The sequence below is a fragment of the Candidatus Poriferisodalis sp. genome (genome assembly GCF_965219595.1).
In the GTDB taxonomy this organism is placed as follows: domain Bacteria; phylum Actinomycetota; class Acidimicrobiia; order Acidimicrobiales; family Poriferisodalaceae; genus Poriferisodalis.
The window spans coordinates 2,137,914-2,162,009 of record NZ_OZ244781.1 but is presented as its reverse complement, the minus strand read 5'-3'; the positions used below and the strand labels follow the sequence as shown (position 1 = coordinate 2,162,009).

The 24,096-nt window shown below is 66.6% G+C and carries 23 protein-coding genes; 10 read left to right on the top strand and 13 right to left on the bottom strand.

Annotated features, from left to right (window positions below; translation table 11 throughout):
- Positions 1 to 3 precede the first annotated feature (3 nt).
- Positions 4 to 1,602 (bottom strand): MFS transporter, encoded by a 1,599-nt coding sequence (locus ACOQPE_RS09635; protein WP_420608705.1) that lies wholly within the window; start codon positions 1,600 to 1,602, stop codon positions 4 to 6.
- The gene (locus tag ACOQPE_RS09630) at positions 1,595 to 2,845 is read right to left on the bottom strand and encodes a mandelate racemase/muconate lactonizing enzyme family protein (RefSeq protein WP_420608704.1); all 1,251 of its coding nucleotides are present in this window, start codon (positions 2,843 to 2,845) and stop codon (positions 1,595 to 1,597) included. The genes ACOQPE_RS09635 and ACOQPE_RS09630 overlap by 8 nt, the downstream gene beginning before the upstream one ends.
- An 80-nt stretch (positions 2,846 to 2,925) precedes the next feature.
- Here ACOQPE_RS09630 and ACOQPE_RS09625 point away from each other — a divergent pair, with 80 nt between their 5' ends.
- Genes ACOQPE_RS09625 through ACOQPE_RS09615 form a run of 3 tightly spaced genes read left to right on the top strand, consistent with a single transcriptional unit; the run spans position 2,926 to position 4,609 of the window.
- Positions 2,926 to 3,849: a TauD/TfdA dioxygenase family protein gene (locus ACOQPE_RS09625; RefSeq protein WP_420608703.1), complete on the top strand. Its 924-nt coding sequence runs from the start codon at positions 2,926 to 2,928 to the stop codon at positions 3,847 to 3,849.
- 31 nt (positions 3,850 to 3,880) lie between these two features.
- Positions 3,881 to 4,168, top strand: coding sequence for a DUF1330 domain-containing protein (locus tag ACOQPE_RS09620; RefSeq protein ID WP_419854156.1), 288 nt, complete (start codon positions 3,881 to 3,883; stop codon positions 4,166 to 4,168).
- A 54-nt stretch (positions 4,169 to 4,222) separates the two neighbouring features.
- Positions 4,223 to 4,609, top strand: a complete 387-nt coding sequence (locus tag ACOQPE_RS09615) for a RidA family protein (protein ID WP_419854157.1) — start codon at positions 4,223 to 4,225, stop codon at positions 4,607 to 4,609.
- Between the two features lie 48 nt (positions 4,610 to 4,657).
- Here the strand turns inward: ACOQPE_RS09615 and ACOQPE_RS09610 are convergent, their stop codons facing one another.
- From ACOQPE_RS09610 to ACOQPE_RS09590, 5 genes are all read right to left on the bottom strand, one after another.
- On the bottom strand, positions 4,658 to 5,464 hold the full coding sequence (locus ACOQPE_RS09610; RefSeq protein WP_420608702.1) for a 2-keto-4-pentenoate hydratase: 807 nt from the start codon (positions 5,462 to 5,464) through the stop codon (positions 4,658 to 4,660).
- A gap of 155 nt (positions 5,465 to 5,619) precedes the next feature.
- Positions 5,620 to 6,948, bottom strand: a complete 1,329-nt coding sequence (locus ACOQPE_RS09605; RefSeq protein ID WP_420608701.1) for a hypothetical protein — start codon at positions 6,946 to 6,948, stop codon at positions 5,620 to 5,622.
- 5 nt (positions 6,949 to 6,953) lie between these two features.
- Positions 6,954 to 7,595 (bottom strand): nitroreductase family protein, encoded by a 642-nt coding sequence (locus tag ACOQPE_RS09600; RefSeq protein WP_419914856.1) that lies wholly within the window; start codon positions 7,593 to 7,595, stop codon positions 6,954 to 6,956.
- 132 nt (positions 7,596 to 7,727) lie between these two features.
- Positions 7,728 to 8,810 (bottom strand): hypothetical protein, encoded by a 1,083-nt coding sequence (locus ACOQPE_RS09595; protein ID WP_420608700.1) that lies wholly within the window; start codon positions 8,808 to 8,810, stop codon positions 7,728 to 7,730.
- Between the two features lie 31 nt (positions 8,811 to 8,841).
- The gene (locus ACOQPE_RS09590; RefSeq protein WP_420608699.1) at positions 8,842 to 9,195 is read right to left on the bottom strand and encodes a hypothetical protein; all 354 of its coding nucleotides are present in this window, start codon (positions 9,193 to 9,195) and stop codon (positions 8,842 to 8,844) included.
- Positions 9,196 to 9,416: 221 nt separating this feature from the next.
- Between ACOQPE_RS09590 and ACOQPE_RS09585 the strand changes: the two genes are divergently transcribed.
- Positions 9,417 to 9,887, top strand: a complete 471-nt coding sequence (locus ACOQPE_RS09585; protein WP_420611379.1) for a phosphoribosyltransferase — start codon at positions 9,417 to 9,419, stop codon at positions 9,885 to 9,887.
- Positions 9,888 to 9,909: 22 nt separating this feature from the next.
- Here the strand turns inward: ACOQPE_RS09585 and ACOQPE_RS09580 are convergent, their stop codons facing one another.
- Entirely contained in the window at positions 9,910 to 10,368 is a 459-nt protein-coding gene (locus ACOQPE_RS09580) for a Fur family transcriptional regulator (protein WP_420608698.1), read from the bottom strand.
- A gap of 62 nt (positions 10,369 to 10,430) precedes the next feature.
- A complete protein-coding gene (locus tag ACOQPE_RS09575) occupies positions 10,431 to 11,264 on the bottom strand; it encodes a metal ABC transporter ATP-binding protein (protein ID WP_420608697.1) in 834 nt (277 codons plus the stop codon).
- Between the two features lie 193 nt (positions 11,265 to 11,457).
- Here ACOQPE_RS09575 and ACOQPE_RS09570 point away from each other — a divergent pair, with 193 nt between their 5' ends.
- Together ACOQPE_RS09570 and ACOQPE_RS09565 are read left to right on the top strand one after the other, a co-directional pair.
- On the top strand, positions 11,458 to 12,777 hold the full coding sequence (locus ACOQPE_RS09570; RefSeq protein ID WP_420608696.1) for a metal ABC transporter solute-binding protein, Zn/Mn family: 1,320 nt from the start codon (positions 11,458 to 11,460) through the stop codon (positions 12,775 to 12,777).
- A 71-nt stretch (positions 12,778 to 12,848) separates the two neighbouring features.
- Positions 12,849 to 13,748 carry a metal ABC transporter permease gene (locus ACOQPE_RS09565; protein ID WP_420608695.1) on the top strand — a complete coding sequence of 300 codons (900 nt, stop codon included), beginning with the start codon at positions 12,849 to 12,851 and terminating at the stop codon, positions 13,746 to 13,748.
- A gap of 22 nt (positions 13,749 to 13,770) precedes the next feature.
- Here the strand turns inward: ACOQPE_RS09565 and ACOQPE_RS09560 are convergent, their stop codons facing one another.
- Complete coding sequence (locus ACOQPE_RS09560) at positions 13,771 to 14,655, bottom strand: SDR family NAD(P)-dependent oxidoreductase (RefSeq protein ID WP_420608694.1); 885 nt, start codon at positions 14,653 to 14,655, stop codon at positions 13,771 to 13,773.
- A 43-nt stretch (positions 14,656 to 14,698) separates the two neighbouring features.
- Positions 14,699 to 15,835 carry a nitronate monooxygenase gene (locus tag ACOQPE_RS09555; protein ID WP_420608693.1) on the bottom strand — a complete coding sequence of 379 codons (1,137 nt, stop codon included), beginning with the start codon at positions 15,833 to 15,835 and terminating at the stop codon, positions 14,699 to 14,701.
- A gap of 122 nt (positions 15,836 to 15,957) precedes the next feature.
- On the opposite strand from ACOQPE_RS09555, the gene ACOQPE_RS09550 reads away from it, so the two are divergent.
- The 4 genes from ACOQPE_RS09550 to ACOQPE_RS09535 all read left to right on the top strand — a co-directional run bounded on the left by ACOQPE_RS09550 (position 15,958) and on the right by ACOQPE_RS09535 (position 21,630).
- Entirely contained in the window at positions 15,958 to 18,876 is a 2,919-nt protein-coding gene (locus tag ACOQPE_RS09550; RefSeq protein WP_420608692.1) for a M16 family metallopeptidase, read from the top strand.
- Between the two features lie 99 nt (positions 18,877 to 18,975).
- Complete coding sequence (locus tag ACOQPE_RS09545) at positions 18,976 to 19,905, top strand: DapH/DapD/GlmU-related protein (RefSeq protein WP_420608691.1); 930 nt, start codon at positions 18,976 to 18,978, stop codon at positions 19,903 to 19,905.
- 134 nt (positions 19,906 to 20,039) lie between these two features.
- Positions 20,040 to 21,227, top strand: a complete 1,188-nt coding sequence (locus tag ACOQPE_RS09540; protein ID WP_420608690.1) for an amidohydrolase family protein — start codon at positions 20,040 to 20,042, stop codon at positions 21,225 to 21,227.
- Between the two features lie 70 nt (positions 21,228 to 21,297).
- The gene (locus ACOQPE_RS09535; protein ID WP_420608689.1) at positions 21,298 to 21,630 is read left to right on the top strand and encodes a DUF7508 domain-containing protein; all 333 of its coding nucleotides are present in this window, start codon (positions 21,298 to 21,300) and stop codon (positions 21,628 to 21,630) included.
- Between the two features lie 34 nt (positions 21,631 to 21,664).
- Here the strand turns inward: ACOQPE_RS09535 and ACOQPE_RS09530 are convergent, their stop codons facing one another.
- Entirely contained in the window at positions 21,665 to 22,873 is a 1,209-nt protein-coding gene (locus ACOQPE_RS09530) for a CaiB/BaiF CoA transferase family protein (RefSeq protein ID WP_420608688.1), read from the bottom strand.
- Positions 22,870 to 24,036 carry an acyl-CoA dehydrogenase family protein gene (locus ACOQPE_RS09525; RefSeq protein ID WP_420608687.1) on the bottom strand — a complete coding sequence of 389 codons (1,167 nt, stop codon included), beginning with the start codon at positions 24,034 to 24,036 and terminating at the stop codon, positions 22,870 to 22,872. Before ACOQPE_RS09525 ends, ACOQPE_RS09530 begins: the two co-directional genes overlap by 4 nt.
- Positions 24,037 to 24,096 lie beyond the last annotated feature (60 nt).

Genomic DNA, 24,096 nt, shown 5'->3' with positions numbered 1-24,096 from the left:
GCGTCAGGCTGCAGCTAGGTGCTTGCGGGGATAAGCAAGCCCCATGAGTGGGATGCACAGCGCTTGCAGGCCGCCGAGCAGCAACCACAGCCAGTTGTAGAGGTGCACCTCGTGGGCGCCACCTAGCACCTCGATAGCTATGGCGACGCCGACGCCACCGACGCTGTAGCGCAGCGATTGATGCACGCCGTTCGCTGTCGCGAAGGCGTCCGGCTTGATGTCCACGAGTGCCGCGGAGTTCAGGTGGCTGGCGAGCAGGCCCATGCCCAGGCCGAAGAACACAGTCGCGGGAAAGAACGCAAACCAGAAGCGCACGTTCTCGTCCAAGAAGAACAGCAGCCACAGATGGCCGACCGTTGCGACAGCCGATGCGAGGGCCATCATCCCCCGAAACCCGTGCTTGTCGGCCCAGCGGCCGCCGAGCACCGCCATGACCGCCGAGATGATCGGGGCAGGGGTGAACGCCAGACCGACGGCCCAGAGGCTGTAGTCCCAGACCCCCACCAGATATTGCGGCCACAGGAACCAACTCGTGAAAGCGCCGATCATTGCCAACGACACCGCCATGTTGGCCACGGCGAAGCTGCGAACCCGAAAGAGTCGCGGATCGAAGAGCGGCTCGTCGTGACCGGCGGAGCGCCACAGGAACAGCGGCAGCAGCACCGCGGCACCGATGAAGCACGAGAGCGTGCCGACCGTTCCCCATCCCCAGAAGCGTCCCTGCAGGGTTGCCAGCACGACGAGGAACACCGCGGTAGTCCCCATGGCGACGCCCAGCAAGTCCAGCGGCCGGCTGCGATCCGGCTTGGCTGTCTCGTGCAAGAACCAGATCGAACCGACAAATGCGAGCGCCGCTATAGGAGCAATCGTCAGGTACACCCAGCGCCAGCTGGCGATCTCGAGGATGCCGGCGGCCATGCCGGGCGCGATGCCCGACGCCGCCATTCCCGCAGAGGCCCAAACGCCGATGACGCTGGCCTGGCGCGCCGCGGGAAACTGCGGCAGCACGAGCGCGAGCGAGGACGGCACGGTCAGCGCCCCACACAGCCCCTGCACGACGCGGGCTATGAGGAGCAGCTCGATGCCAGGTGCCAGCCCTGCGGCGATCGATGACGCGAAGAGGCCGAGCACGCCGAGGCGGAACACCACCAGTCGGCCGTAGCGATCCGCGAGCCGACCGCCGATGATGATCGTGGAGGAGAACGCGAGCGCGTAGCCGCTCACGATCCATCCCGTCACAGCGCCTGACACGCCGGGGAAGGCCCGCACGATGTCGGGGAACGCGACATTGGTCACTGTGACATTGACCGTGCCGAGCACGAACGCCAGCGATCCGGTGGCGAGGGCCAAGCGGGCACGACTCGAGACGCGTTCCCCGGCGTCGTCGAGCGCACGCGGGCCCGGTGCCCGAGACGGGCGCGCCGGTGCCGCACGTTCGATGCGCTGCGATGCGGCGTGCTCGGTGCGCGGCGGCGTGACGCGATCGATGCGCGGCGCCGCCTCGCCGGCTGCGCTGGGCACCAGGCGCGCTGCACGTTCACTGAGCCGGAGTTGGACGACCTGCGGTGCGGGGTTCGACGCTGGAGCGAGGTCCTCAGTCATCGCCCGCCGGGGGACGACGATCGCGCAGGCCGCTGAGCCGCGGCGGGCGTGCGGCGAGGGCCTCTTCGACGGGCTCGGTTCCCCAGCCGGGAGCGTCGCCCAGCACCAGGTGGCCGTCCACGTAGTTGGGTGCGACGGTCACGATCTCGTCGTCCCACGCGATCCGATCGATGTCGGTCTCCATGATGATGATGTTCGGCGTGGCCGCCGCCCAGTGGGCATTCATCATGGTGGCGAGGTGACCGTAGAAGTTGTGCGGCGCGACGCTATGGCCCATGCCGTCGGCCATCGCGGCCATCTTGGACGACTGCCAGAAGCCGTTCCAGATGCCGTCGATGATGGGTACGTCGAACGAGCCGGCCTGCAGATACGGATACAGCTCGCGCACGCCGAACAGCGACTCTCCCCCGCTGATCGTGCAGCCGGCCCTCGAGCGGATGTGCGCCATGGCATCGGGATGGTCGGAGTCGATCTCGATCCAGAACATCCCGAAGTCGGCCAGCTCGCGCACGATGCGGGCGTACCCCTCGGTTCGGGCGTTGAAGTTCAGGTCCAGCAGAATGTCCATGCCGTCGCCGGCGCCGTCTCGGAACGCCTGCAGGGTGGCCCGGATCTCGTCGATGAGCTGGCGCGACACGTTGAGCTCGGGCGCAAACGGTGTGCCGAAGCCCGGCAGCCAGCCGCGCAGGCCGTCGGGCGTCTGGCGGAAGATGTTGGTCTTAAGGGCGGTGAAGCCCTTGCTGGCGACCTCGGCGCCGAGCGCCCGCACACCGTCGAGATCGGTGATGCGGTTGCCGTAGATGTGCCCGAGGTTGATGCGCCAGGTGCCGCAGTGCGACCAGTACACGCGGATGCGGTCGCGCACCTTGCCGCCGAGCAGGTCGTAGCAGGGCACACCGAGCGTGCGGGCTTTGGCGTCGAGCAGCGCATTCTCGACGGCGCCGATGGCCTCGCCGATGATGCCGCTCGCGGCCTGGCGGGTGCGGGCGAACAGGTTCTGGTAGGTGGGCTCGTGGTCGAAGACCGAGCGACCGACTACCAGCGGCGCAAGGGCCTCGATGGCCGTCGTGAGGCCGGGCGAGGCGAACCCCTCGTCGTATTCGGCCCAGCCGACCACGCCGTCGGCGGTGGTGATCTTCAAGAAGTGGTAGTTACGCCAGGCGGCGTCGCACGACAGCGTCTCGACGCGCTCCACCAGCGTCCCGCTGTCCGCAGAGCCGCTGCCTCCTGCCACGTCATTCATTGCTGCCCTCCCGGTCCAGGTGTGCCTGAGCCGCTTGCCGGCCCCTGAAGCTAATTGGGAGCCGGTGCTACCATCCGGCCATGACGGCTGTCACGCTGAATATCGAACCGCTCGATGCCACTTTCGGGGCGTGGGTGCACGACATCGAGCTCCGATCCATCGACGACGCCACCTTCGAAGCCCTGCATGAGACATGGCTCGAGTACGCGCTGCTGATCTTCTCGGGTCAGTTCCTGACCAACGACGAGCAGGACGCGTTCGCCCTGCGCTTCGGCAACTTGGAATTCAACGCGGCACCCATCTCGAACGTCGGCAAGGACGGCAAGGTGCACCACGAGTCCGGCGACGACCTCGTGAAGTCGCTGAAAGGCAACTGGGGCTGGCACCACGACAGCACCTACATGCCGCTGCAGGCCAAGGGCGCGGTGTTCACTGCCGAGCTGGTGCCCGAAGACGGGGCCGACACCGGCTGGGCCGACATGCGGGCCGCATACGAAGTGCTGTCAGATGAAGACCGTGAGCTGGTGCACACGCTGGAGGCGCACCACTCGCTCTACTACAGCCAGGGCCGGGCCGGTCTGCTGCCGAAGAAGAAGGACGACGGCACCTACGGCATGTACGGCTATCACGACATGGACATCTCGGTTCGGCCGATGGTGAAGTACCACCCCGACACCGGCCGTCCCAATCTGCTGATCGGCCGGCATGCGCACGACATCATCGGCATGGATCCAGACGAGTCGGTGGCACTGCTGGATCGGCTCAATCGAGAGGCCTGCCAGCCACCGCGTACTTACCAGCACGCGTGGACCGAGGGCGAGGCCGTGATCTGGGACAACCGCCGGCTCATGCACCAGGGCGTGCCGTTCGACATGTCCCAGCCGCGCAAGATGTGGCATTCACGCATCGCCGGTGAGCTCGAAACCGAGCTGGCGCTCAATCACACGGCCGAGACGGCGGGCTTCAAGCACGGCCGCGACGCCATCATGAACTCGGTTTCGTAGCCGGTCCGATACCTGCAACGAGAGGAACATCGTGGCTGCGTACGTCATCACGCGGGTCAACGTCACCGACCCGGATCAGTACGAGAAGTACAAGGCGCTGTCGCCAGCCGCGGTCGCCGAGAGCGGCGGGAAATTCATCGTGCGCGGCGGCGATTCAGTGACCCTCGAAGGTCCTGACGAGAATCGCCGCATCGTGGTGCTGGAGTTCCCCGATGTGGACTCGGCGAAGAACTTCTACGACTCCGAGAAGTACCGCCACGCTCGCGACGTCCGGGCGGGTGCCGCCGAGTTTCAGATGGTGGTCGTCGAAGGCGTCTAGCCCGACCGCCGCAGACGCCTACGTTCGGGTAGCGAGCACACAGGAGCAGGCAACATGGCGCGCACGTCGATCGAGATCGAGAGCTTCCAGCACGCGAACCCCATTCCGGCGGCCACTCGGATCGGGCCGCTGGTGGTGTCCAGCATCACGCCGCCGACGAATCCGGGCAGCCGCGACGTCCCCGACACCCTCGAAGAGCAGATCGACAACCTGTTCACGCACGTCGGCCAGATGCTCGAAGGCGCCGGCGCCACCTGGGACGACATGGCGAAGATGACGTTCTACGTCGCCGATCCTGCTGCGTCACGCCCGGCGCTGAACGGCCCGTGGCTGGAGCGTTTCCCCGACCCCGAGTCGCGCCCCGCTCGCCACAACATGAAGGTGGAGGGCGGCGGACCGGTGCAGATCTCCTGCACCTTCGTGGCCTACGTCGAAGACTGAGCTTGATAAGCCTCAGTTCTCGTCGTCAGGCAACCCCACACCGCTGTGTCACTCTTCGGGGTCTCCGACCCCGAAGCTGATCTGGCCGAGGGGGCCGAAGTCGGCGACGATGGCATCGCCGGGGCGGATCGTGCGGGCACGGATGAACGAGCCCGACAGGATGGCATGGCCGGCCGACATGGTGACGCCGAACTCGTGGAGCTTGCGGGCCAGCCAGGCCACCGAGTTGAGCGGGTTGCCCATGACGGCCGCGGCAGTGCCGGACTCTTCGAGGTCGCCGTTGAGATACAGCGCACCGCCGATGTGGCGGATGTCGACGTCGGTGAGCTCGGTGGGGCGGCCGCCCACGATGATGAATCCGCATGAGGCGGCGTCGGCGATGCTGTCGGCCACGCCCGCCTGGGTGCTGCGCCGGTTGTAGCGCCGGTCCACCACCTCGATGGCCGGAAGGATGAAGTCGGTTGCCCGCATCACGTCGATGGCGTTGGTGTCGGGCCCGCCGAGGTCGGACTTCAGCACGAAGACGATCTCGATCTCCACCAGCGGAACGTTGAGGATCGACGCCGGCACGATCGAGCCCTCGTCGAGGAACCAGTTGTCGAACAGCGTGCCGTAGTCGGGCTCGGTGGCGCCCGACGTCGAGCGCATGGCCTTGGACGTGAGCCCGACCTTGTACCCCTTGATGACGCGGCCGGCTGCCACCTTGGCGTCGGTGACGTACTGGCCGATGGCATACGCGTCGTCGTTGTCAGCGCCCGGGTAGGTGTCGGTGATCGGGTCGATCCACTCGCGGGTGTTCTCGGCACGCAGCAGCGCTGCAGCCGCTTCACGCCGCTGCTCGTCAGTCATCGCCATGTCGTGCTCCCCGCCTCCAGCGCCTTCGCGCGCCTCATGACCAGCCGGCCCAGTCAGCCGAGAACGCTAGAGCTTGCGCGGCCCCAGTCGTTCGCCGCTGCAGAACTCGGCGAACGTGCTGACAGGTCGGATAGCCGCCGCGAACGGGGCTTGGCTCATGCGAAGCCGAAGATCGGCGGGAAGGCCACGACCACGAGCGCGGCCCAGGCGGCGTAGATGCCGAAGTGGGCGGTCTGCCAGCGAACGATGTCGCCGAACGGGCGCCGCCGGCGCCACAACTCCAGATACAGCCACACGCTCCCGCCCAGATTCACCAGGAAGATGACGTTGATGCCTGCGATGGCCGCCCGATTCGGGCTCCAGCCGAAGTCCGCGATGCGCCCGACGACGGCAACCAGCGTCAAGACACTGGTGAGCAGCCCCGCAGCGGCGAGCAGCGCGGCAGCGCCATCGAAGAATCCCGGCCGATCGCCTGAGCGCCTCGCGGCACCGCAGAACAGCAGCAAACCGACCACGAAACCCAGCAATACGTTGAACAGGATGAGCGCCTCTCGGTCGGCCTCGATGCTCCGGCCCGTCGCCGGCACCGCCACGAGAAAGACAACCAGCATCGCTGCGAACAGGGGCGTGAAGATGTACGCCAGCATCGAGGCGAATCTCGAGACGGCACCCGCCCAGAATTCGACGAGCCAGGCGGTGACAACAACGGCGCCGGCCGACCCGGCCACCATCACCCACTCGGTCATCCATCTCGTGTCGATGTCGAGGGCCACGAAGGCGCCGACGGTGAGGGCGCTGAACACCGCGCCCGCCAGCGCGATCAGCACGCCGTACACAATCCACTCGCCTGTGAAGCGCACGTAGTCCATGCGCGGGCCGGCCAGCCTCCAGCGCTCTCCGGTCCGAGCGAGGCCGATGACCAGCCACAGCAGCACCGGCAGGTGCAGCGCGGCGAGCACGAACGTGGAGCTGTCATCGTCGAACGGGTAAGCGTTGATGACCGCCGCCGAGGCGGCGACGACAGCGCCGATCACGGCCGTCACCCACGAGGGCGGCCGCTTCAGCCACACGAACCAGCCCGCCAGCGCCGGCAGCACGAGCAAGCTGAAGTTGCGCGCATAGAAGCTGGCGTCGTCGGAGTCGGTCAGGTTGAATCCGAATGCCTCGGGCAGCCGCACCGCAATCGCTGCTGCGACCGCGAACGCGGCCATGATCCAGAACCCGCGCCGCTCGGCACCGCGCTCGCCAGCATCCGCCGCGGCATCGGCATCCGTCGATGCTGGCTCGGGCTCGTCCCACATTCCTGCGAAGCGCTCCCGAGCGAACGCCCTCACTTCAGGATCGGTCGCAGCCAGCCGCCGTGCCGCAACAAGCAACGCCTCGTCAGCGGAGAGGCCGTCCGCCCGAAGCGCCTCGGCCGCTGCCCGTAGGCCGGCGTGCTCGACAGTCGGACCGGCCGCCGCCGAATCGCCCGGCTCAGTCATGGCAGCTAGTAGGTGGCGTTGCCCCAGGTTTCGTCGAAGACGATCTCCGACAGCGGCAGCCGGTCGAGCTTGCGCGGAAACGGCGTCGACCGGTATCCGACCGCGATGTGGGCCGCAGTGGCCACGCCCTCGGGAATGTCCAGCATCTCGGCGACCTGTGGCTCGTACATGCACAGCAGGGTGGTGAGCGCAGTGCCCAGGCCGGCCTCGCGGCAGCCGAGCAGGAAGTTCTGCACGGCGGGGTAGATCGAACCGCCGCCTACAACGCTGAGCCGGCCCAGCTCGGTGTCGGTGGGATGGACGCCGTCGATGTAGCCGCAGGCCACCACGATCACAGGCACCTCGGCGAAGTGCTCAGCGAAGTAGTCGGCGCTGTCGAGCAGCCGCTTGGCCTTGTCGCCGACAATCTCGATGTCGCCGCTGCGAGCCATGCCCAGGTAGGCCTTCCACGGCTCGAGGTACCACTCCTGCAGCTGCTGCTTCTTTGCCTCGTCGCGCACCACGATGAACCGCACCGGCTGGCGGTTGCCACCCTGCGGCGCATGCCGGGCGTAGTCGAACGCCTGCTCCAGCGTCGCGTCCGACACCGGATCCTTCGTGAAGTACCGCGTCGTCATCGACGTCAGTGCTGCCTCGCCAAGTTCCATGATTCCCTCGCTCTGGTCGTGCCACCCCACCTCCGGCAACAACCAGATCGAGCGTGACGGCGCAACAGTACCCACCACCGGTCACGCTGTCGGCGTAGTCCGCTAGTGCGGGGCCGTGTCGACGGCGTGGCTCTACCGGAGCAGTGCGAGCACCTCGCCCTTGCCTTCAGGCCCCAGCGGTCGAATGCCGTGCTCGTAGTCCCAGACTCCAGTCGACGTATCAAGAACCTCATAGATCCGCGATGCAACTCGCCGCACGCTGTCAATGCCTGTTGGCCAGCTGTGGTCATCTGCGCATTGTCGAATCTCGTCTGATTTGGTGTGGACGTGATCAAGCCATCGCTCAAGCGCAGCGGGTGCCAGTAAGGAGTCCCTCTTCTTGCTGTTGACGCTCGAAGTCGTCATGAGGAAATTCTCGATTTGAGACAGATGTACCCGCGACCACGGCAAGACGTGATCTAGCGAACCGCCAGATGTAGGCAGCGAATCACCGCTGAAGATGCAGCGCCCGCCCTGCAACTGAACCAGACGCCGACGCATGCTCGAAGGCGGCATGATCCGGTCGCGGCCAAAAAGGTGAGAATAGACATCGTCAACTGGCTGCGTAATGCGGTTGATCCTTGCGACCGTCTGGGCGAATCTGAACTCGACCAAGGGACGGAGCACACCTGCGAATCTGGTGAGACTCTCCGCGACACCGGGAAGCAGCGTGAGCCCGGACTCGTCCAGCGTCACGTTGTACAGAAATGGTTCGGGATCACCCGGCAGATTTTGAAGTTTGTCTACAGGGTTCTTCAGTAAGGTCGCCCGAACCTTGACGAGCGCCGTCTCAAACTCCTCTGCCCACTCTTGTTGCCATGGAGAACCTTCAGCACTGTGCCTGACGACGTCCAGCGGCTTGTCGCGGAGGTTTCCGCACCCCCGGTCTGCGAGCAGCTTTCTCAGCCTGTGGATCTCCTGCATGACTGTCGTGTCATCAGCCGTCGTGCCATCGTTCCGCCGTTTGCTGACCGAACTCTGACGCAGCGTGAGTTCGCCACCGGCCCCCGCGTACGGACGTGCATGCTCCCAGTGAATCTCGAGGTAGCGCTCGGCCATCGTTGGCCGCGTGATGCTCGGGTCATCCCGGTCGAGTGTCGGAGCCAAGTCGAGCAGCGTGAGCAACAGACCAAGCTTGTTAGTACCCGTCTTCGATGAGCGGTCGAGAATCTCCAACACTCCCTGGATGGGGTCCAACCGAGCTGAGCTACTCGATGCCGGGATGGTCACCGGAGCGACCGTAGCCGCAGATCTCGCACACGCACCCCGCGTGATTGAGCTGTTCAGATGGACAATCAACCTGAATGCCGAGATGGATGAGTTGTGCGTTGAGCCTGGCGACTGTCAGCGCTTGGAACCGGTGGCTGGATCCGTCGACGAATTGGACATAGGCGACGGGCCCGAAGTGATACTCGTTGGCGCCAGTCTCCTTGTTGATGATGTCGACGTCACCCCACCAAGTGTCGAAATCGGCAACATCGCTCGCTGCTCTTGACGAGGCCGTTGCGCGACTTCTGGCATCGATCTCGGTCAATTCGGATCCGGCGTCCATATCAGGCATTTCCACTTCCCATAGCAGCGACCTCAATTTCGCAACGGGGTGTGACGCCCATTGTCGATGAGACGTCCGAATGGAGACTTCAACCGGGTGGAGAGGGGACCGAAAATATGGATGCACGAGGTTGCGCGCGCCTAGGTTCGGGGCGAGGCAGGCTGAGGCCGGCCTGAGGCGTGCTGGGAGGACGGGTGAGCGAGGCAACCGACGCTGAGGAACGGGAGGTGATGGACTGGCAGCGCTACGGCGTCGCCGTACGGGAGCTGGCGCAGATGATCGCCGACGACGGCTACCGGCCCCACATGATCCTGGCGATCGCCCGGGGCGGGCTGTTCTGCGCCGGCTCGCTGGGCTACGCCCTGTCAGTCAAGAACATCTACGTCATGAACTGCGAGTACTACACCGGCGTCGACGAGCGCCTCGAAGTGCCGATCATGCTGCCGCCCACGCCCGACCTCATCGACCACCGCGACTCCGACATTCTCATCGCCGACGACGTCGCCGACACCGGCCACACGCTCAAGCTGGTCTACGACTTCTGCCTGCCGCGGGTGCGCAGCGTCCGCACCGCGGTGCTGTACGAGAAGCCGTGGTCGACGGTCAACTGCGACTGGGTATGGCGCCGCACCGACCTGTGGATCAATTTCCCCTGGTCGACCGAGCCGCCCATCGTGACCGACGAGCAGGCCCGCTCCTGAGCTCGGCGCACCGGCTGCGGCGCTAGGCGACCTCGCCACAGTCGGAGCACTCGCCGTAGAGATCGAGGCTGTGGCGCAGGGGCGTGAAGCCCGCTGCGCCCGCGGCCCCGGTCAGTGCCCGATCCACCTCGGCCTCGAGCTCGCCGTCGATGCGCATGTCCTCGATCGTCCCGCACGACACGCAGATCAGGTGATGGTGATGGCCGAGCAGCGCTTCGGTGAGCTCGAAATGCGCACGGTCGCCGCCCGCACTGATGCGAACCACGATGCCGCCCTCGCGAAGCGCTTCGAGGTTGCGATATGCCGAGCTCTGGGGCACCTCGGGAACGGTTGACACGATGTCGCGCAGCGTGAGCGGCCGTTGCGCCGACGCCAGCACCGTGACGAGGGCGCGCCGTCCGTCGGTGTAGCGGTGCCCCGCTACCGCGAGCCGCTGCTTCACATCTTCGTGGAGCTGCTCGAGATCCTTCGGAGGCTCCATCCGGCTGTCCCGGTCAGATTCGCGAACGGGCCAAGGAGGCGCGGCCCGGTCGCCCACGGCGGTCACAGTTGGCGGGCGTGCTCATGGGAAGCATCGTGGTCAAAGTCGTGGTGGTGACCGTGGTGGCTGCCCGCCGGCGAGAACTGTCCCTGGTGGGAGTGCGAGATAACACCGACATTCGGGCCACAGCCAGGATCGCCCGCCTCATGGGCGTGGATGCTCTCCATGACGAACTCGCGCTCGGCACCGTCGCGGGCCACCACTTCGCCGCCGAAAGCCGCGGTCAGGTTCGCATCGGTCAGCACCTCGTCGGGAGGCCCGTCGGCAAGCACCATCCCCTTCAGCAGCAGCACACGATCGCAGCGTCGTGCCTCCTGCAGGTGGTGCGTGGACATCACCACAAGATGCCCGGCGGCACGCTCAGCCTCGATCACCTCGAGAATGGTCGTCTGGCTCGGCAAGTCGAGGCCGGTGATCGGCTCGTCGAACAGCAAGCAGTCATAGTCGGACGCGAGCACCATTGCCACCATGACTCGCTGACGCTGACCCCCGGAGAGCTCGCCGAAGGAACGCTGACGCAGGTGCGCAACGTCGAGCCGCTCAGCCGCAACACGAACCGCTTCCTTGTCGCTGCGACGAAACCGCTTCAGCAGTCCGCGACTGCGATAGCGCCCGATGGTCAGTACCTCTTGCACCGTCATCGGCATGAAGGGATGCGGCTGGTGGTGCTGGCACACAAACCCCACCCTGACGTCGCCGAGAGACTCCATTCGGCCCGACGTCGGGCGCTGTAGCCCGCTGAGCACCCGCAGCAAGGTGGTCTTGCCGCTCCCGTTCGGACCCATGAGTGCGACCGACGACGCGTCTTCGAGCTTCAGATCGCCTGTTTCGAGCACATGGCAGGGCCCAAAAGAGACTCGGACGTCGTGGAGATGGAACAGGGCGTGCCTCACTTCGATTTCGAAGGTGGTTGGGTGCTCCAGCCTCGATAGGGTAGCTGAAACTGGTTCTCATTCTCAAAACCTGAAGTGAGGCTAGAGCACCACTGGGGCTCTTCCGCACCTGAATCGGAGCATAGGGGAGGCACAAATGACGGTCGAAGCTGGCGCGAGTCAACGGAGGCGTCGACGGATCCGCAAGAGCGGATTGGTGGTGGCGGCGGCTGCGGCGCTGTTCGCTGCTGCATGCACGGGAACCGATGCTGATACCGACGCGGCTGACGCGACAGACGCATCCTCGGCAGTGCCGTCGGTGGTCACCACGACGAGCATCTGGGGCGACGTGGTCAGCAACGTGGGTTGCGAGGACAGCGTGTCGGTAACCACCCTCATCCCGCAGGGCGGCGATCCGCACTCCTACGAGCCGTCGTTGCGAGACCGCGAGACGATGGGCGCAGCCGACCTGGTGGTGGCGAACGGCCTGGGTCTCGAGGAGCGCCTCCACGACACCCTGGAAGCTGTCGCAGCTGAGGGCGTGCATGTGTTCGAGGTGGCGGAGCACATCGACACCATCGAATTCGAATTCGGCGGAGCGCACGGCGGGCACGGCGATGACGAACACGATGACCACGGCGACGAGGACGGGCACGACCACGACGACGACGAGGGACACGACGACGACCACGACGAAGGCCACGACGAAGGCCACGACGAGGACGACCACGCCGACCACGACGACGAAGACGGCCACGACCACGACGACGAAGGTCACGAGGACGACCACGACGAGGAAGACGGCCACGACCACGACGACGAGGGTCACGAGGACGACCACGACGAGGAAGACGGGCACGACCACGACGAAGACGGCCACGACGACGAGGACATGCACGACCACGAGGACGAAAACGGGCATGAAGACGAGCACGGGCACGACCACAGCGGTGGCGACCCCCACGTCTGGCTCGATCCGCAGCGCGTCGCCGGAGTGCTCGGCGAATTGGCCGACGAACTGATCCATGCCGGCGCAGATGCCGACACCGTCAACCGCTGCTTGGATTCCTACCGGAAGGCCTTGGAAGACGCCGATGCCGAGGTCGCCGAGATTCTCGACGCAGTGCCGGCGGATCGCCGCATCCTGATCACCAACCACGATGCGTTCGGCTACTTCGCCGACCGCTACGGCTTCGAGATCGTGGGCACCGTGATTCCCTCACTCTCCACGGCAGCCGAGACCAACCCCGCTCTGCTGGAGGAGCTGGCCGAGATCATCGAGCACGAAGGCGTGCCCGCTGTGTTCTCGGAGACGACACACTCCGATGTCGATATCCAGGCCTTGGCGACCGCCGCAGGCAACATCAACGTGGTGCAGTTGCTCACTGGCAGCCTCGCGCCTGAAGGTGAAGACGGCGACACGCTGATCGGAATGCTGAGGTTCAACGCACAAGCAATTGCGGATGCGCTGGGTTGAGGGATCTAGCGTTGCGGCGACACCACCCCTGACCAGGGGCGAGCCGACCACCAGCCCATCAGGGGGATGACATGACGTTCCTCACCGATCCGGTGGGCTGGTGGATCGAGCCGTTCACCTCCAACCCGTTCATGACCAAGGCGCTGGCCGCGGGACTGCTCGCGGTGCTGACCACCTCGATGGTGGGCACCTGGGTGGTGCTGCGAAGCCTGAACTTTCTCGGCGACGCCTTGGCGCACGGGGTGCTTCCCGGCATCGCGATTGCATTCATCGTGGGCTTCGACACGGGCCTCGGCGCTCTAGTAGCGGCAATCGTGATGGTGAGTGCCATCTCGTTCATCCCGCGCATTTCGCCCCTCTCCGAGGACACCTCTATCGGCGTGCTGTTCGTGGGACTGCTGGCGCTCGCCGTGGTGATCATGTCGTCGGGGGCAGCCGCCGGCACCGGCGACATCGACCGCTTCCTGTTCGGCTCGATCACCGGCGTGCAGAACACAGACCTCGTGCGCCAGGCGGTGGTTGCCGTGGTGGCTGTCGGCGGTGCAGTCGTGTTCTATCGGGCGTTCTTCGTGATGACCTTCTGCGAGGTACAAGCAGAGATGGCCCGGCTTCGCCCACGCCTCACGCACGGTGTACTCATGGCGTTGCTGGCCGTCACCATCGTGGGTTCGTTCCAAGTAGTCGGAAGCCTGCTCGTCATGGCCTTCTTGATCGCCCCGCCAGCGACTGCCTCGATGTTCCTGCGGCGTGTGCCGCTCATCATGGTCGTCGCGGTGCTGATCGGAGCGGTGTCGGTCTATGTCGGCCTGCTGCTGAGCTATCACCATCGGCTCGCCGGCGGCGCATCAATGGCCCTGACGGCCGTCGCCATTCTGTTCGCGACGATGCTGATCAGGGCGCTCGTGTACGCGCTGCGGCCGGCGCCGCCCGACGACCAACTGCCCGTGCAGATGCTCGCCGACAGCCGCTGAGCGCCGCAGGAGGCGCTTCCGGTTACTGCTCGCCGTCGGTGAAGCTCGTGTAGATCGTGGGATTCTCGAGGTCGGCGAGCTGCTGGTTGCGGTGGTTGACATCGGCGAGCAGCTCGGGATGCGACAGCACCCAGAAACGCCTCTCGTACATGGCCTCGATCACCTTGGCGGCCACTTCGGAAGGGTCCATGCCTCGTTCCAGCGCAGCGGCGATATTGGCGTTGCGGCGGCGGGCGTCCGCGGTCTCCGACGGTGCCTCGCCCTCCGGTCGAGGCCGGCGCTCACGGCGCAGCTCTTCGGGCCGGTTCCGCTGGGCCGTGGCGATGTTGGTGCGCACCACGCCGGGGCACAGCACCGACACGCCCACATCGGCGTTGCGGTCGCGCTGCATCTCGAGGTGCAGCGTCTCCATGATCGCCACCACGCCGTACTTGGCGGCGTTGTAGGGGCCGAGGCCGGGCACCGACATGAGCCCGGCCACCGAGGCGGTGCTCATGATGTGGGACTCCTCGGCCTCGATGAGATGGGGCAGGAAGTGATGCACGCCGTGGATCACGCCCCACAGGCATACGTCCACCACCCACTTCCAGTCGACGAGCTGCTGGTTGCGGATCAGCCCTCCCCCGCCGACGCCGGCGTTGTTGCACACCATGTGCACGGCGCCGAAGCGGTCGATGGTGGCCTGCGCCAGCGCGCCCACCGAGTCGGCGTCGGTCACATCGGTGATGACGCCGAGCGTCTCGACGCCGTGGCCGGCCACCTCGGCCTCGGCGGCACGCAGCGGCTCTTCCTCGATGTCGGCCAGCACCACGTTGGCGCCCTCGCCGGCAAATCCCAGTGCCAGGGCCTTGCCGATCCCCGATGCGGCCCCGGTCACCACCGCGACGCGTCCGGTCATGGTCTCCATGTCTGTCCCCCTCTTGCGAGATTGCCTGGGCTGCGTCTCGCGCTCAGGCGTTGAGCCGCTCGAAGCGCTCCATGACGTCGAGATACTCGCTGATCATCTCTTCGACGACCCGCGTGGCCGAGATCGACTCATTGAGCTGCCCGACCACCTGGCCGACGAAGTAGTTGGCGAGCTCGACCGCGCCCGTATTGGACGGGTTCATGGCGGCCCGGTCGATGCGGCGGCTGGCAGCGCCGATCAGCATCGGCTGCAGCGGCATGGGCAGCGTGCCCGGCGAGTTCTCGCCCTCCCACTCGTCGGTCCAGGCCGAGCGGAGTTGGCGGGCGGGCTTGCCGGTGCGGGAGCGTGAGCGCAGCGTGTCCGACGAGCCTGCCGCCAGAAACTTGTCCTTCACGACGGGATGCGTCTCGGCTTCCTGGGTGGTGAGCCAGACCGACCCGCACCACACGCCCTGGGCGCCCAGCGCCAGCGCGGCAGCCACCTGACGCCCGTTGCCGATGCCGCCTGCTGCCAGCACGGGTACCGGCGCAATGGCATCCACCACCTCGGGCACCAGCACCATCGTGGCGATGTCGCCGGTATGGCCGCCGGCCTCATGGCCTTGGGCGATGACGATGTCGACGCCTGCGGCGACATGACGCTCAGCGTGCACCTTCTTGCCGGCCAGCGCACCCACGAGCACATCGTTGTCGTGGGCCCGCTCGATCATGTCGGGCGGCGGCGGGCCGAGCGCGTTCACGGCCAGCCGGATCGGGTACGAGAACGCCACGTCCATGAGCGGCACCGCCTGGGCGTAGGTCATGGGCGGCTCGGCGTCGCCGGCAATGGCGCCGGGCTTGTCCTCAGCCGGCAGCGGCGGGACGTCGTAGCGCTCCATCATGTCGTCGAGAAACTCGCGGTGCGCCGGCGGGATCATCGCCTTGAGGTCCTTGACCGACAGCTCGCCCTCAGACTTGCCCTCGTACTTGGCGGGCACGATGATGTCGACGCCGAATGGCCGGCCGCCCACCTCGTCCTGGATCCAGCCCATGTCGATGTCGAGCTGCTCGGGCGTGTGACCGGCTGCGCCGAGCACGCCGAAGCCGCCCGCCTTGGTCACCGCCGCCACCACATCCCGGCAATGGGTGAATGCGACGATCGGAACGTCGCAGCCCAGCATCTCGCACACAGGTGTCTTCATGCCCCGAAACTACCGGCGCGCAGCGCCTCCTCGCAGCGGACGGGCGCCTCGCGGCGCTCTGCAGCACGGCGGCATCGCACGGGCAACACCGCGCTGGCGCTGCGACCGGCTAGAGAACAGGAATGCCCAAGCGCCGCAAGCGTTCGACCGGCACCTCCGCCGTCGCGCTGCTCGCTGTCACGGCGCTGACAGTCTCGTCGTGCACGGGAGGCGGCGACGGATCGACGAGATCGACCGTCCCTGAGTCCGAGCCAGCACCGTTGGAATTGGCCGGAGACGACTCGGTCACGAACGTTGCCGAGCTGTGCCTGTCTGGCGGCGAGCCACTGCCGCGCGACGACGAGCTCGTGCTGGGCCGGCTCGACAATGGCCTCACGTACTACGCGAGGTCGAACGATGTTCCCGCAGGCCACCTAGATCTGCGTCTGGTCGTCAGGGCCGGCGGCGTCACCGACCCGGACGGTGCCGAAGGAACTGCTCACTTCGTCGAGCACATGCTCTTCAACGGGACTGATCTGTACCCGCTCAACGAACTGCACCAAGCACTGCGCGACATCGGCGTCGAGTTCGGCCCGGACGAGAACGCATTCACGTCATACGACTCGACCGTATACATCATGTCGATCAGCACGAGCGGCACCGAACGGCTCGTCGACAAAGTGCCAGTGGCCTTCGAGATCCTGAGCCAGTGGGCGTCATTCGCCAGCATCAGCACGAGCGAGGTCGAGGCGGAGCGCGGCATCGTCCAGAACGAGCTCGACCTGCGAGATGGCTCAGCCTTCGGGCACGTCGGCCGAGTGACGACAGACCTGATGTTCGAAGGCACGCCGTACGAGGGCGACCGCATCGGCGGCACCGCAGCCTCGCTCGCGGGCATCTCCCCCGCGCAGCTTCGGCAGTTCTACGACACCTGGTACGTGCCCTCGAACATGGCAGTGATCGCAGTCGGCGATCTCGAGGTGGACGAACTGGAAGCGCATATCGAACGCCATTTCCGCAGGCTGCGTGCTGAGGCTTCCGTCCCGAGCCAGGAGGCGTGGGCGGCGCCGATCGCCGACGGCCCCCGGTTCGCCTCGGCCGTGCATCCCGACATCGGCAGTCCCTACGCCACCATCAGCTGGCTGACTCCTGCTTGGCCGGAAGGCACCGCTTGCGGCGAGGCGCTCAACGTCCTCGACCGGCTGCTGCTGAGCATGCTGAATGCCCGGCTGTCCCGGGCACACGAGGCGGGCACGCTGTCCCAAGCGAACTCGCCGCTCGTCCGCGAGCAGGCTCCCGCTCGGTGGGTCCGGTACCACTCGGCCGAGCTGCAGGGGCCCGAACTCGGAGCGGCCGTCACCGACTTCTGGTCCGTGGTGACAGGAACGGCGGTGCACCCGTTCACCAATGTCGAGTTGGCGCAGGCGATGGGCAGTATTCGGGCACAACTCAACGACGAGTCGAAGGATCGGCAATCGCGCAGCGATTTCCGGTACGCGCAGGACTATGCGGACCACTTCGTCGGGGGCAAAGATCTGCGCGACGCAGACAATTGGCTGGCCGGCGCAATCCAGACTCTCCATGGCATTTCGCTCGAGGGCTTGAATCGCTATCACCAATGGGTTCTCGCGAGATCCCAACCGGTCGTGGTGGCAGCCGGGTCGGACCAATCCGCGCTGCCGTCGACAGACGAACTCGCATCGGCGATCGCATCGGCTGCGCCCGCGGCCCCGACACCCATCGATGCAGTCATCAGCGAGCTCATGAAGCGTCCGGATGCCGTGGACCCAGTGAGTTCGAGGCAGCAGCCGAACGGCCATCGCACCATCCATGAATGGACCTTCCCCAACGGTGCTCGGGTCGTGTACGAACAGGGCAATTCGGCGCCTGGCTCTGTTCATTTCTTTGCTGAGTCCCGTGGCGGCCTCTCGCAGCTGCCTCCGGGCAGCGCTGCGCTGGCGCCATTCGCACTCGAGGCCGTGATGGCCAGCGGCGTCGGCGAACTGTCGGCATCACAAGTCCGCGCGAAGTTGGAACAGGCAGATGTCCAGCTGACACCGTTCATCGAGCACACGGCCGAGGGCTTCTTCGGCTATGTCAACACAGCAGGTCTCGAGACGATGTTGGCATACGTCCATCTACTGTTCACCGAACCCAGGGTGAGCGAGACCGCAGCGCGCGGTGCCCAGCAGAGTGCGCGCAATGCGGTAGCAGAGATGGGAACTTCGTCGGGCCGCCAAGCCCGGGCCGCCTACGCGACGGCACGCTTCGGCGACAACGAGTACTTCAGGGTGAGTCCGACTGCAGCCGAAGTCGAGGCCATGACGCCCGATGGCCTGCTGACGCTTTACGGCAATCGCTTCGTCGGCGTCGACGATCTGGTCATCGCAGTCTCCGGCAACGTGGTGAGTTCGAAGGTACGGGAGCTCGCAGAGAGCTACATCGGCACGTTGCCTGCCAGGACGCCTGACCTGGGGGTCGACCGCAGGCCCCCGCATCCCGAGGGCCCGACGCGCAGAGAGGTAGCCGCGGACACTCTTGCAGAATCAGGCCTCGAGTATCACTTCGAGCTTCCCGTTGATCTGTCGCCCGAGCTGGTCGCAACGTCCGATGTTCTGACAGCGATTCTCAACGAGCATCTCGTGCAGTGGGTACGAGAGGATCTGGGGCAGACCTACGCGGTCTACATCTGGAGCGTGCCGCAGTACCGACCGGTGCCGGGGCTGTACGCCTATATCTCGGCCACCGGCCCGGGCGATGCGATGCCGGCAATCGAGCAGCGAATCGACGACGTGATACGACAGCTTGCGTCGGAGGGCCCGAGCATCTCCGACCTCGAGCAGGCGATCAGCATCGTCGCCAACGACGCGCACTTCGGCGGTCGGCTCTTTCCTCCCTACCTGCTGTTGATGCGCGAGGCCATCGGCCACGACAACGTGCCGTGGGCGCGGTCAATCGAGGATGCAGTGGGCGATATCAGCACGGCCGACGTGCGCGACCTAGCACGGCAACTGCTCGACAGCAGCCGCCGGATTGAAATCGTCCGTGTGCCACAGCGCTAGCCCTGCGTCCGCCAGCAGTGTGTATGAGCAAACGTTCCTCCGAGCACACGGTCAGTACGCAGCAGCGTGTTTGCGGCGCTGTGGTGGCAGGATGCGCAGGTGAATACATCGGGGAGCAACTCGGGCACCATCAGCGCAGTCGGGCACAGCTATGTGGACGTCGCAACAGGAACTCGGCTGGACGCTTGGTTTCCGGAAGGAGCCACGGAGGACTCGCCGCCGGCCCGGTCGTGCTTGGCGGTGGAGCTTGGCGTCAATGTGGGCGAGACCGTCACGGTCACAATCGACGATCTGGATGCTCCACCGGCAGACCTGGCTGATGCGTACCTGCGACTGCACCTGCTGAGCCGCCGTGAGATCCAGCCTCACGACGCCAACCTCGACGGCATGTTCGGCCTGATGACCAACTGCGCGTGGACCAGTGCCGGGCCGGTGCTGCCCGAGCGGGTCGATGATCTGCGCACAGCGGCTGCGTCGCTCGGCCACCCCGTCAGCGTGACGGCGGTCGACAAGATCCCGCGCATGGTCGACTACGTGATCCCCCAGGGCGTCCGCATCGGCGATGCCGACCGGGTGCGACTCGGCGCCCACCTGGCAGACGGCACCACGGTCATGCACGAAGGCTTCGTCAACTTCAACGCCGGCACGCTCGGCCCTGCCATGGTCGAAGGGCGTATCTCTGCCGGCGTGGTCATCGGAGCGCATTCCGACCTTGGCGGCAGCGCTTCCACCATGGGGATGCTGTCGGGCGGCGGCCGGGAGCGGGTGTCGATCGGCGAACACTGCCTGCTCGGCGCCAACTCGGGCATCGGCATCGCCCTCGGCGACAACTGCACGGTCGAAGCCGGGCTCTACGTGACAGCTGGCAGCCTGATCACCCTGCCCGACGGATCCGTAGTCAAAGGCCGCGACATTTCGGGGCACTCAGGGATGCTGCTCATCCGCAACAGCGTCAGCGGCGCCATCGAGATGCGAGTAGCCGACCCGAGCCGCTGGGAAGGCATCAACCCCGAGCTCCACAAGAACTGACGACGCACCGCCCCACGGTGGTCGTAACGGTCGAAGCGCCTGCGATCACCCAATCCGAAGAGATCCGAGCCCGGAAGCGCCAGCGACGGGAGCGGTATCGTCGAATGCGCCGCAGGGACATCGAGGGGACGGCCATGGCCTACGTCGAGGACAGGATCATTCACGACGCGGATGCGCACACCATGGAGCCGCCGGAGTGGCTGGAGCCGTTCGCTTCGGCTGAGGTGGCGCGGTATGCGCTCGACCACTTCTCCATCGGCGACAACGACAAGGTGTTCGCCGACATCGAGAAGGCCCGGGCCCGCCAGGCCGACCCGGAGTTCCGCGCCGGCGCCGCAGCCGAGGTGATGCTGCGCAAGAACTACATCGCCCCGGGCGCCTGGGATCCCGCCGATCGGTCCCAAGCACTCGACGACCTGGGCTTCGCCAGCCAGCTCGTGTTCCCCTCGATGCCCAACACGCTCATCGAGGAGATGGAGCACACCGCCGAGCCCGCGCTCACCTATGCCGCTGCCACAGCGGCGAACCGGGCGCAGATCGCGTTCTGCTCAGGCGATGCCCGCTTGCTGCCGGTGTGCTCGGTGCCGCTGCAGGACATCGAACGCGCCGGGCCCCACGCCCGCCAGGCCATCGAAGACGGCGCGGCGGCGCTGCTCATCCCCAACCGCATGCCGAAGCACCACGCCCACAGCCACGTCGGCTTCGATCCCGTCTGGGCCGCCGCGCAGGAAGCCGGCATCCCGGTGGTGATGCATGTGGCCACGCCCGACCTGGTGATGCCGCCGCAGCACCGCAACAACGGCCTGCCGCCCGAGCCCGACTTCCACGGCGGCGGCGAGAACTTCCGCTCCGTGTCGTACATGGCGATCTCCGCAGCGCCGCTGCAGGCGCTGTCGATGCTGATCTTCGACGGCGTGCTCGAGCGCTTTCCGGAGCTGAAGATCGGCGTGATCGAGCTGGGCGCCGTGTGGGTGCCGGGCTTCATTCGCCAGCTCGAAGCAGCGTTCGACGCGTTCGAGCGGCACGAGCAGCGGCTCGGCAAGCTCAGCCTGCGCCCCTCGGAGTACGTGCACCGCCAGGTGCGGGTCACGCCCTACCCCACCGAGCCGACCGGCTGGATCATCGAGAACACAGCCCCGGAGATCTGCATGTTCAGCTCCGACTATCCACACGTCGAGGGCGGTCGGAATCCGCTGCGGCGCTTCGACCGCGAGGTCGAGCACCTGCCCGCCGACGTGCAGGAGAGGTTCTTCCAGCTGAATTTCGAAGATCTGATGGGCACGGCGGTGACCGATGTGCCGGTCGTGGCGGCGGCTGCATAGGCCCCGGGGCACGCAACTCGCCAACCGACGCACCCGCGCGACCACGACCCGACCCGAGAGGCGACGCTAGATGGGCATCCGGCTCGACAAGCCATGGCAGCGTCTCGATGACGCGGCAGTCGATGCACTGCCCGCGCAGCTCGGCGTGTATCACGTCGCCGACGCCGACGGCACGGTGCTGTCGGTGGGCTATGCCGGTGCGAACGAGCTCTTCGGCATGCAGTCCGCGCTCCGGCGCGAAATGGAACAACACGGCGGTGCCACGCAGTTCCGCTGCGAGTTCACCTCCAACTACCGCAGCCGCTGGGACGAGCTGCTGATGCTGCACCTCGCCGACCACGGCAAGCTGCCTGAGCCGCAGCGCGACCAAGCGCAGCGCGTCGGCCGGCTCACCCCCTCCTGATCCCTCAGCATCGACGTGCCGGGAACTCGAGGGATCAGATGATGCGTTCGGCTGCCAACGCAGCGAGGTCGTCGGCTTCCAGCCCGCAGAACTCGCGGTAGATCGCCTCGTTGTCGGCGCCGACAGGCCGGTAGGGCTCCACTTCGCGCATGTCCGACCCGTGCCAGCGCAGCGGGCTGTGCGCCAGCGGGATCTCGCCCAAGCCGTCCAGCTCGGTCCATTGGAGGAACCCGCGCTCGATCATGTGATCGTCGTGCACGACGTCGGTGACTTCGCGGACTTCCGCCACCGGCACGCCCGCCGCCGACAGTGCCGCAGCCGCCTCGGCGCGGGTGCGCCCCGACGTCCACGCCGTCACCAGCTCGTCCACCTCGTCCATGTGCTCGCAGCGACCGGCGTTGCTGCGCAGTCGCTCATCGCCGAGCAGGTCGGCCCGGCCGATCACCTCCAGCACCGCGCGCCAGTGCGAGTTCATCGCGGCGATCAACGCTATGTGCCCGTCACTGCACGGATACACGTTGGACGGCGAGACGCTCATGGCGGCATTGCGGTTGCCCATGCGTCCGGTCACACCGTGCAACTGCCACGCCTGCAATGAGGTGGTGAGCGTGTAGTACGCAGCCTCGGCCATCGACGTCGACACCAAGCGACCGCGGCCGGTGCGCTGCGCTTCGAACAGTGCAGTCACCACGGCGCCGTACAGGTGGGTGCCGCCGAGGAAGTCGATGAACGTCGCGCCGGACTTCACCGGCGGGCGGTCGGCGAAACCGTTGATGCTCATCACGCCCATGTGCGCTTGGACGGTGACGTCCATGGCGGTCCGCTGAGCATCCGGGCCGTCGAGGCCGTAGCCGCTGGCCTGGGCGAACACCAGCTTGGGGTTCGTCTGCCAGAGCGTCTCGGCGTCGATCCCGAGCCGCTCGGGAACGCCGGGGGCGAAGTTGCACAGCACCGCATCGGCGCCGCCGGCGAGCTGGATGAACAGCTCCCGGCCGCGCGGCGACTTGAGATCCAGCGACACGATCTCTTTCGACGAGTTGAGCATGGCGAAGGGCAGCTGGTGACTGTGGCCTCGCAGGGCCTCGCCGCGGGGATGCTCCACCTTGATGACCCTGGCGCCCGAGTAGGCCAGCAGCAGACCGGCGTAGGGCCCCTGGTAGATCTGCCCGAGGTCCAGCACCACCACGCCGTCGAGCGGCAGCGGTCGGGCCGGCTCGCCGGCCCCGGTGTCCGATTCGCTCATTTGAAGCTGCCGCCGAGGATGTCGCGGGCCATGATCAGCCGCTGCACCTCGCTGGGGCCCTCACCGATCCGGCGGATGCGCAGCTCCCGGTACCAGCGCTCCAGCGGCAGGTCCTTGGTGACGCCGATGCCGCCGTGGATCTGGATGCAGCGGTCGACCACCCGCCCGGCGGCCTCGGAGGCGACGAGCTTGGCCATCGCGGCCTCGGTGCGGAAACGCTCGCCGCGGTCGGCCTTCTGGGCCGCCTCCAGCACGCACCAGCGCCCGTGGCGGATGTCGATCTCGTTGTCGACGATCATCCACTGCACCGCCTGCTTCTCGGCCAATACCGATCCGAACGTCTCGCGGCTGCGGGCCCACTCGATTGCCATCTCCTGGGCCATGATCGCCGGCCCCAGGCAGCCCGCCGCATAGGGGATGCGCTGGCGGCTCAGCCGGTCGTTGGCGATGCCGAAGCCGCCGTTCACCTCGCCGAGCACATGGCTCTCGGGCACCCGCATGTCGGTGAACTCCAGCTCGGTGGCATAGCGGGTGGCTCGCAGCGTGTGCACCACCCGGCGCACGTTGAACCCGGGCGTGTCGGTGTCGACGATGAATGCCGTGACGCCGTTACGGCTCGGATCGTCTGACGTGCGGGCGAACAGCAGTGCGTAGTCGGCCTTGTCGGCACCGGAGATGAACAGCTTCGAGCCGTTCAGCACCCACTCGTCGCCGTCCTTGTAGCCCCGGGTGCGGATGGCCCGGCCGGGGTCGGACCCTCCCGACGGCTCAGTCAGGGCGAAACAGCCCATCTTCTCGCCACGCAGGGTCGGGTACAGCCAGCGCTCCTTCTGTTCGTCGGTGGCCTCGTAGAGCTGCGCCAGGCCTGCGCCGCCGAACACCCCGTAGCAGGGGTTGTACAGCCCGGCCCGGTGCTTGGACATCTCGATGGCCATGAGCGCCCGGGTGGTGGTGTCGAGACCCGGCCCGCCGTACTCCGCGGGAATGTCGAGCCCGTAGAAGCCCATGTCGCGGGTCATCTGCGTGAGCCGGGCCGCATCGTCGGGCTCAAGCTCGCCGGCGTCGGGGTCGAGGTCGGCCTCGAGGGGGATGATCTCGCTCTCGACGAAACGCTGAACGGTCTCGACGATCAGCGCCTGCTCGTCGCTCATGGAGAAGTCCACGTCGTGCCCCCTTGGGTCGGCGCCGTGTCGGCGCCCGATGCTAGGAGGCTGAGCCCCGGC

What these genes read in the sequence shown, in the direction of transcription:
- ACOQPE_RS09635 (WP_420608705.1), bottom strand. Translation starts at nt 1,602, where the DNA reads ATGACTGAGGACCTCGCTCCAGCGTCGAACCCCGCACCGCAGGTCGTC.
- ACOQPE_RS09630 (WP_420608704.1), bottom strand. Translation starts at nt 2,845, where the DNA reads ATGAATGACGTGGCAGGAGGCAGCGGCTCTGCGGACAGCGGGACGCTG.
- ACOQPE_RS09625 (WP_420608703.1), top strand. Translation starts at nt 2,926, where the DNA reads ATGACGGCTGTCACGCTGAATATCGAACCGCTCGATGCCACTTTCGGG.
- ACOQPE_RS09615 (WP_419854157.1), top strand. Translation starts at nt 4,223, where the DNA reads ATGGCGCGCACGTCGATCGAGATCGAGAGCTTCCAGCACGCGAACCCC.
- ACOQPE_RS09610 (WP_420608702.1), bottom strand. Translation starts at nt 5,464, where the DNA reads ATGGCGATGACTGACGAGCAGCGGCGTGAAGCGGCTGCAGCGCTGCTG.
- ACOQPE_RS09605 (WP_420608701.1), bottom strand. Translation starts at nt 6,948, where the DNA reads ATGACTGAGCCGGGCGATTCGGCGGCGGCCGGTCCGACTGTCGAGCAC.
- ACOQPE_RS09600 (WP_419914856.1), bottom strand. Translation starts at nt 7,595, where the DNA reads ATGGAACTTGGCGAGGCAGCACTGACGTCGATGACGACGCGGTACTTC.
- ACOQPE_RS09590 (WP_420608699.1), bottom strand. Translation starts at nt 9,195, where the DNA reads ATGCCTGATATGGACGCCGGATCCGAATTGACCGAGATCGATGCCAGA.
- ACOQPE_RS09585 (WP_420611379.1), top strand. Translation starts at nt 9,417, where the DNA reads ATGGACTGGCAGCGCTACGGCGTCGCCGTACGGGAGCTGGCGCAGATG.
- ACOQPE_RS09580 (WP_420608698.1), bottom strand. Translation starts at nt 10,368, where the DNA reads ATGGAGCCTCCGAAGGATCTCGAGCAGCTCCACGAAGATGTGAAGCAG.
- ACOQPE_RS09570 (WP_420608696.1), top strand. Translation starts at nt 11,458, where the DNA reads ATGACGGTCGAAGCTGGCGCGAGTCAACGGAGGCGTCGACGGATCCGC.
- ACOQPE_RS09565 (WP_420608695.1), top strand. Translation starts at nt 12,849, where the DNA reads ATGACGTTCCTCACCGATCCGGTGGGCTGGTGGATCGAGCCGTTCACC.
- ACOQPE_RS09560 (WP_420608694.1), bottom strand. Translation starts at nt 14,655, where the DNA reads ATGGAGACCATGACCGGACGCGTCGCGGTGGTGACCGGGGCCGCATCG.
- ACOQPE_RS09555 (WP_420608693.1), bottom strand. Translation starts at nt 15,835, where the DNA reads ATGAAGACACCTGTGTGCGAGATGCTGGGCTGCGACGTTCCGATCGTC.
- ACOQPE_RS09550 (WP_420608692.1), top strand. Translation starts at nt 15,958, where the DNA reads ATGCCCAAGCGCCGCAAGCGTTCGACCGGCACCTCCGCCGTCGCGCTG.
- ACOQPE_RS09540 (WP_420608690.1), top strand. Translation starts at nt 20,040, where the DNA reads ATGGCCTACGTCGAGGACAGGATCATTCACGACGCGGATGCGCACACC.
- ACOQPE_RS09535 (WP_420608689.1), top strand. Translation starts at nt 21,298, where the DNA reads ATGGGCATCCGGCTCGACAAGCCATGGCAGCGTCTCGATGACGCGGCA.
- ACOQPE_RS09530 (WP_420608688.1), bottom strand. Translation starts at nt 22,873, where the DNA reads ATGAGCGAATCGGACACCGGGGCCGGCGAGCCGGCCCGACCGCTGCCG.